This window comes from uncultured Chloroflexus sp. (genome assembly GCF_937951745.1).
Taxonomy (GTDB): Bacteria; Chloroflexota; Chloroflexia; order Chloroflexales; family Chloroflexaceae; genus Chloroflexus.
In genome coordinates, this window is sequence record NZ_CALFBQ010000044.1 from 79,390 (window position 1) to 86,802 (window position 7,413).

7 protein-coding genes are annotated in these 7,413 nt (G+C 60.1%); all 7 read right to left on the minus strand.

Annotated features, from left to right (window positions below):
- Window positions 1–21: 21 nt before the first annotated feature.
- A complete protein-coding gene (locus tag Q1A59_RS11050; protein ID WP_298403301.1) occupies window positions 22–1,080 on the minus strand; it encodes a peptidoglycan bridge formation glycyltransferase FemA/FemB family protein in 1,059 nt (352 codons plus the stop codon).
- Window positions 1,077–1,886 carry a PIG-L deacetylase family protein gene (locus tag Q1A59_RS11055; RefSeq protein WP_299644971.1) on the minus strand — a complete coding sequence of 270 codons (810 nt, stop codon included), beginning with the start codon at window positions 1,884–1,886 and terminating at the stop codon, window positions 1,077–1,079. The genes Q1A59_RS11050 and Q1A59_RS11055 overlap by 4 nt, the downstream gene beginning before the upstream one ends.
- Window positions 1,887–1,892: 6 nt before the next feature.
- Window positions 1,893–2,807 (minus strand): HEAT repeat domain-containing protein, encoded by a 915-nt coding sequence (locus tag Q1A59_RS11060; protein WP_298403305.1) that lies wholly within the window; start codon window positions 2,805–2,807, stop codon window positions 1,893–1,895.
- A gap of 90 nt (window positions 2,808–2,897) precedes the next feature.
- Window positions 2,898–4,856, minus strand: coding sequence for a hypothetical protein (locus Q1A59_RS11065; protein WP_298403308.1), 1,959 nt, complete (start codon window positions 4,854–4,856; stop codon window positions 2,898–2,900).
- The gene (locus Q1A59_RS11070; RefSeq protein WP_298403311.1) at window positions 4,853–5,002 is read right to left on the minus strand and encodes a hypothetical protein; all 150 of its coding nucleotides are present in this window, start codon (window positions 5,000–5,002) and stop codon (window positions 4,853–4,855) included. Before Q1A59_RS11070 ends, Q1A59_RS11065 begins: the two co-directional genes overlap by 4 nt.
- A gap of 272 nt (window positions 5,003–5,274) precedes the next feature.
- A complete protein-coding gene (locus tag Q1A59_RS11075) occupies window positions 5,275–6,246 on the minus strand; it encodes an ROK family protein (protein ID WP_298403313.1) in 972 nt (323 codons plus the stop codon).
- A 56-nt stretch (window positions 6,247–6,302) separates the two neighbouring features.
- Window positions 6,303–7,413: lamin tail domain-containing protein (locus tag Q1A59_RS11080; RefSeq protein ID WP_298403315.1), on the minus strand; the 1,111-nt coding region annotated here is incomplete at its 5' end.

A 7,413-nucleotide genomic window follows, 5' to 3' on the forward strand; every position in this document is an offset into this window, starting at 1 on the left:
ATCGTCAAGGACTGCAAACCACTACCCGGCCAGTTTCCGCCGGGCCAGCGGGTAAAGCGGCGGCAGCAGCACTAGATCAAAGGCGGGGACAAACCTCGCCACGCGCCCGCCGAAGCCTTTCTTAAAGCGATAGACCCCGATCAGCGGATCATGCTGCGCTGCTTGTTCGAGAGCGGCGCGGGTTGACTCATCGGTAGCGAACGCAGCCTGCCCCAACGGATCGGGGATTCCCCACAGATCGTAGCCGATGCACCCTAATTCACGCGCCCACTGTAGCGCATACCATTCAAGCAAATGGTTCGCGCCGCTGCGCAACCCGTCTGTGGTCGCACCACTATAAAGGTAACGGCCATAGCGCGCATCGGCAAACACCAGATGGGCCGCCACCAGCGCACCGTTCAATTCGGCAATCAACAGCCGCGCGCGCGGTTGGTGCAACTGCCATGCCGCAGCGTAATACTCGGCGCTATGAATACCAAAATCGGCCCGCGCCCCAGTAGCCTGCATGATAGCGTAAAACGCCGGCAAATCGGCGGCTGAGCCAACACGCACCGTCACACCGAGACGCTCGGCGCGGCGAATATCGGCCCGGTGGCCTTTCGAGCAGGCAGCGAACAGAGCTGCTTCATCTGGTCGCAGATCAACCAGAATAGTACTGCGCGGTTGGATCGTCTCTGCCATCGGCAACCGCTGCCGGCTCAGCCATGCCATCAGCGCATCGGCATCTGGCGCATCGTGCAACACATTCGGTTCCAGCCGGATCAGCACTGCCGCCATTTGCCAACCCAGCCGGCGCAATGCGCGCAGCAACAAATGATCAACCGCCGGATCGCCGGCAAAGAGCGGCCCGCGCGGAACGTAGCCAAACGCCAACCCGTAATAGCGCCGGAAGAGGATCTGCGCCCCGGCGACCATCGCGCCCGCCCGATCAGCCACCACCAACCGCCGGTACTGCCAGCCAAACCGCGCCTTCAGCGCCCCCCACGGGCTGGCCTGTAACAAATTGCCTTGGGGATGGGCAGCCACAAACGCATCCCACTGGGCCGGAGAGGGTTCAGCAACCAGCCACTGCCTGCTCATAGCCGCACCCACTGCCGCTCAGCGTAACGCAACGGCAGCGACGCCACCTGCTCGGCATACGCTGTCACCGCTGCTGGCATCGCCGCAGCACTGCCAAAGAGCACTCCCAACTGGCTGGCATAGGCGGCGATCGCAGCAATCTTGGCCGAAAGTACCGGCTCATCAAGTGGGATAGGATGAGGCGCATAATGCTCCTGCCCAATCATCGCTAGCCGCTGCGCGACCGCGCCGGCGGTGCGCGCGTAGGGGAAGTCTTCGTAATACCAGCAGGAAGCGCCGCACTTAAGCAGCGCAGCCGTGGCCGCGGCAAAGACCAACTGGTGATCGACGTGCATCCCCACCGCTAGCGGCAGATAGAAAGTGGCGGCTGGATAACGCTGCGCCAGCATTGCCACAAGATCGGCGACATCTGCCGCGAGCGGATCGTCACACACTGGCGAACCAAACAAGCTTGTCTCATCAGAGTACGCATCAGGCCGGCGATAGATTGCATCAAGCGCCGGCCACAGCAGCGCATCAGCGCCAAGGATGCGCAACGCTGCGGCATCTTCAGCCCGGCGCTGGGCCACTACCGTTGCCGGCGGCAACCCCCAGCGTTCGTGCAACAATTGGGCAAAAGCGCTAAACGGCGCGTCCGGCGGCGGGCTACCGCTACAGACATTCACCACCAGCACCGGCTCGCCGGCGGCGGTAGCGCGCGCAATGAAGCCACCACAGGAAAGCGCCGCATCATCGAGGTGCGGCGATAGCACTACATGGCAATAGCCGCCGGGCAAGACCGCGGCGTGTTCGGTAACGAGTGGCATACAGCCTCAGAGGGTATCAAGATCGAGTTCAGCGAGGGCATCTTGCGCCGCCTGCGCACGGGTTTCATCACGTGACCGGGCAAGGCGCTTGAGAATCCGGCGCGCATCAGGGCCACCGACTTGGCCGAGCGCCCAGATCGCTGCCAGCGCAATCTCGGTATCATCATCTTCAACCAGCGGCAAGAGCGACGGTAACAACTCGCGACCATCTTCACCAATCTCGCCGACGGCCCGTGCCGCTTCGTAGCGCAGCGCCGGCGAGGGACTTTTCAACTCGCGCTCGATATAGGGGAACCAGCTCGGTCGCATCGAACGGCCCATCGCCAAAACTGCACTCTCGCGCATCAGGATATCGTCCATGCTGTAGGCCCGCCCGATCGCGGCCTGCGCTTCTCGCGAACCGGCAAAATACCCCAGCGCCTCAATTGCCCGCCGCCGCACCTCTAGCGGCTGTTCCGGATCATCGGCTGCATCGAGCAACGCCGTGTGCAGCCGCTCACACGCCTCAAGGGCAAGCTCGCCAATCTCAGCGCGATAGGCAAAGCGGGCAAGACTGAGCAATGCCGCCGCGCGCACCTCACCGGCTGGATCGTGAATCATCCGAATCAGCCGATCCATCATCTGCTCGTGGTCATCTTCCCACAAGCCTTCGATTGCCAGCACCCGAATCTCAGGGTCTTGGTCAGCTAGACAAGCGCGAAACACCGGCCGATAATCAAGCCGAACCTGTTCTTCGGCTAATTCGGCCAATAGGCGCATAATATGCCGCCGCCGGTCAAGGCCAAACCGCTGCCACTGTTCCCAGAAGATATACACACTCTCTGGGCCAAGATTCGCGAGCAGTTTAAGATCGAGGCGGGTCGGAGCCTGTTCAGTGGCATCAAGTTGGGCAACCCGCTCGGCAAAACTTGGGGTCATCATATGCTTTACAGGGATAGAGAGACGTTACTTAGCAACGTCTCTCCATCGTTAAATCGGCTTGAATACTGTGACATGACGCAGCAACGTCGCTTACTCATCTTCCTCGATATAGCGACCGCTACGGCGGCGCAAGGCCGGCTGGGCGGGTACATCCTCGTCTTCCTCAATGGCCTCGGCCTTAGTTTCTTCCTGTGGCGGCGTGAAGAGATACATACCTTCAGCCGCGGGATCGGCGGCAATCGCCGGATGGTTCGCCAGCAGCGCCAGCAAGAAGGAACGTGAGGCTGGACGCAGCACATTGTATGCCATCACAATGTCAGCGAAACTCACCCGGTAGACTGGTTGCTCGCGGCTGCCGCCGCGCTCACCCATCGTCTCGCAGACGTGTTCAAGGATCATCTCGGCCTTCCGCCGCTCACCCATCGGGAAAGCCTTCAGATTGCGCAGCTTGCCGTAACGATTCTGCTCTGGCAGCAGATCATCATCGACAGCGCAGTAGAACGTCATATTCGCAAACGCGAACTTGTTCTTCTTTTCATCCAGCGTCAACAGGCGACTAGTCGTCTCGCTCGCCTCTTCATAGGTAATGGTAAAGACGTTAACGGCATCGCCGCGGCTAATCGTGATCAGCGCACCGGGGACAAGGTGCTCGCGGAAGAAATCTTCCAGACCTTGCAGCCAGCCGCCACGATTACCGGTCGGATAGCGAACTTCCACCAGATAAGTGCTAAAGTGCTGCGGCGACTCGAAGCGGAGCACTGCGCTGCGCTGGTCGGGGAAGACCGGCTTCGGCAACAGTGCCGCCAGTGCCGCGTCAAGCGGCAGGACGCCAAACTCCCACTCGAAGAACGTCAGCCAGCGCGTGACGCTGCCGCTCGCCACAATTGAGTCAGTGCTCTGATCAGCAAGGCTATCATCGAAGCCTTCGATAAGGTACGACGTCAACTGACCCATCTCCGCCGCTTTCACCCGCTTCGAGCCAATTGCCGGCAACCCCTTGGTAGACCAGATATTAGCCCCTTCCACGCCGACGAACTCAAAATCCTTCTCGCGTGACAACCGGTAGTTGAGCGAGAAGCGGAAGCCTTCATAGTCAGACTGGCGGGGATTGTGATAATACAGATCGGCGACAATCTCGGTATCAAGCAACGGCTCGTTGCGTTCGAGAATATAATCGCGGATCTTGCGCAGATCATTCTTTCCGAAGCTCGTCAGTTTATCTTCTGGATAATGCATCCGACCAAAGCTGACGATCCGGCGCAGTGGGTCTTGTTCCAGCCGCTCAGCCAGAATCCGTTCGAGGGCCGGGCCATATTCCGCCACAATCTCGGCTGGCGGGCGGCTCAGATCGATAGCCATGCCCCCCACCACCAAGACCGTGCTGCGTTCAGCAGGCTGCACCGGCTCTGGCTTCGGCGCAGTTTCAACCGGTTCGGCTATTGGCATCGTCTCGACTGGCGCCTCCTCAAGTTCGGCAGTGATCGGCGCTGCTGACGGCGGTTCGACGACTACTGGCGTTACTGGCGCTGCGACTGGCTGCTCGGCGATTACCGGTGTTCCTTCTGGGACTGCCTCAACCGGCACCGGCGGCTCAACATCCGGTTCACGCTCGGCAGCTTTGGCCGTAACCAACCGGGCCTGCTCGATCCAGTAATCGGAAATGTACACCGGTTCGACTGTCGTAATCGCCGGGCGTGAGGTTGAAACCACCACGCTTAAATCATCGATCGGTAGTGGCTTTTCCGGTTCATAGAGCCGCTGCTTGAAGGTGTGGATATCGGTCGTATCACGGGGAACGTAACGCCCTTGCCGGGAGGTCACAAAAATAACTTGGCCATTGACCTCCTCGCGGGTAAAACGCTCGTCAGCCGCCAGCGCCGCTTCGAGTTCGGCGCGCACCTGCGCAGGATCGCGCTGCCAGCGCGCGGCAAAAAACTCGACCAGATTCTGCAATGTCTGGCGGATAGGGGCATCAACGGCGAAGAGGATTCCTTGCGCGGTCATCAGCCGCCATACTTCATCGGCCAACGTTCCTGTCGTGGCGGTCATTCGCTCTCCTCCATCACCAGCTCGCTTAAGATCTCAAGGTATTGCACCAGCAACTCACGCACATCTTTCGGCTCGCCGCTCGCTCGTAGCCACTGGAGCAAGCGATCAACAGCCGTGTCGCCAAAGACGATCATCTTCGCGTCCATGCAGCCCCCATGACACTTACAGACAACAGGAAACAGAGAGGCGTAACTTGCCTCCCTGCTATCCGTAGGGTGTACGATATAGCTTCTCGTATTGTAGCATTGCTCGGCGCTACACGCAAATCACGGCGGGTATCAGGCGTGACGGGAGATTGCGGTTGTAACAGACTGGCCGGAAGCAAGTGCAGCCATAGCCATCAGTAATAGCAGCACACATCCTGCGATACCGACGATATTGCCGGATTGGCAGTCAACTCCACCAATTCTGCTTGCGCCTAATCCGACAAACTATCGAGCGCCATAGCCACTGCGCCGATGGCAACGCTATCGGGGCCGAGCACTGAAGGCACCACCGGCACCGGGCGCGCAAACTGCGGTGCGATGAAGTCATTGACCCGCGCAGCAATCGCTTCAACAAACGGTTCACCGCCGATACGCACCACGATCCCACCCAGCACGACCATTTCAGGATCGAGCAACGCAATGACTTGCGCGATCCGGGTAGCCATCAGATCAACCGTATGCTTCACTACCCGGCGCGCGACCGGGTGATCGCTGAAAATGTCTTCGAGCCGTTCGGCAGCCATCCCTGCGGCATGTGCGCGCCGCAACAAACCGCTGATTGAAACCAATTCCTCTAGCGTTTCTGGACGGCCATCGCCATCCCAGCCGTGGCCCACGACCGCATGGCCAATCTCGCCGGCCATCGAATGCGCACCGTGGTAGAGACGGCCATTCAACACTGCGCCGCCACCCACACCGGTGCTTAGGTGAAAGTAGAAGAGGTGCTGGCACCCTTTGCCAACCCCAAACGTCGCCTCACCGAGTGCGATCAGATTGGCATCATTATCGATCAGCGTAACTGCGTCAAACGCTTGCTCAAACCGCTCTTGCAACGGATAATTTTCCCAGCCGGGCCGCCGCGGCGCTAGCCGCACCGTCCCATGGCGCAGATCAACCGGCCCGCTGAAGCCGATCCCTACCCGCACCAACCGATCGACCATTACGCCTTCCCGCGCCATCAAGTTCTGCACCAGTGCAATAACCTTCGCCACCGTGGTTTCAGGGTCTTCGTGATCAACTGACTCAATGGCAGCGTTATGATAGGTATGATGCTGCAAATCGACTAGCGCCGCGCGCAAGCCGTAACTGCCAAGGTCGATACCAAGGATGTAGCCCTGATTACCGAGAACTCCCCACAGGTTCTGCGTTAACCGTTCACTGATTAGGGTAGGCAGATCTTTCATAGGGGGTTCCTCTCTGAACAATCGCTTCAGCAGATGGCTGCACCAATGTTGTGAGATTATAGCATATCCTGATCGCGTTGTGCCGCCTTTGCCGGTGTTGGTTCGGCAACAAAGAGCAGTAGGGCGATAACGCCTAATGCTGCCGCTGCCATCCGTGACCATGGCCACGGCGGTTGCGCGCAATCGGCACAGTCCGCTTCCGCCGTAGGCGAGTGGGTTGGCGTTGGGGGCGGAAGAGTGGCGCTCAAGTAGGCGGCTGCTGGCGATCGCGGCAAGAGTGAAGCCGGACGGGGTGCGGCCAGAGGTTGGAAGATTACCGGGGTGAGCACGGAGTCGGTTGCTGTCGCTGCAAGCGAAAGCGTATCTGAGTCGGTTTGCTCACTACCCGGCTGACTCGCATCTGATCGACGCCAAATGATCTGGCCAACCGCCGCTGCTCCATACGTGAAGGTATCGATCACCGTCCCTGACGGATCGTGCAACATAACTGTATCGCCGCCATTATTGAGCAAAGCGCGAGTCATCAGCGTGCGTACAGTCGCCCCCGGCGCCAATTCCTGTTCGGCCAATGACCGGCGCTGGCCACTCGCATCGCTCAGAAACCAGTCGCGTAGATTGATCGGTAACGAATACCGGCTCGTCACTTCAACCCATTCGCTCTCACCGTTCATCGGCGCTGGCAACAGCGCACTGATCACGATGCTCCCTACCGGCCACGGCGTTGGCAAGGCGTTTGGCAGCGCAGTTGGCGTCTTAGTGACCGTGGGAGTTTTCGTTGCCGTTGGCGTGCGCGTGGCAGTTGGTATTTTGGTCGCGGTTGGCGTCCGCGTTTCGGTCGGTGCGCGTGTCGCGGTTGGCGTGCGGGTCGCAGTTGGCGTCCGCGTTTCGGTCGGTGCGCGCGTCGCGGTTGGCGTGCGGGTCGCGGTAGTAGTGACTTGAATCGACGGCGTCGCCAATGCCGCCGGATCCGGGATCGGATTCGGCTCACCCGGCGTTGGATCGGCGCTGATGGCCCAAGTGGCTGCACCATCTCCCAACCGAGCATAAACGGTGGCCGCCGTCAGCGCCGGGTACTCTACCGGCTCACTCATCGTCGTCTGGCCCCAGAACAGGGTCAGGCGCGCGCCACCGTCGGGCAAGCTCCCTTTTGCCACCTCGACCACTACG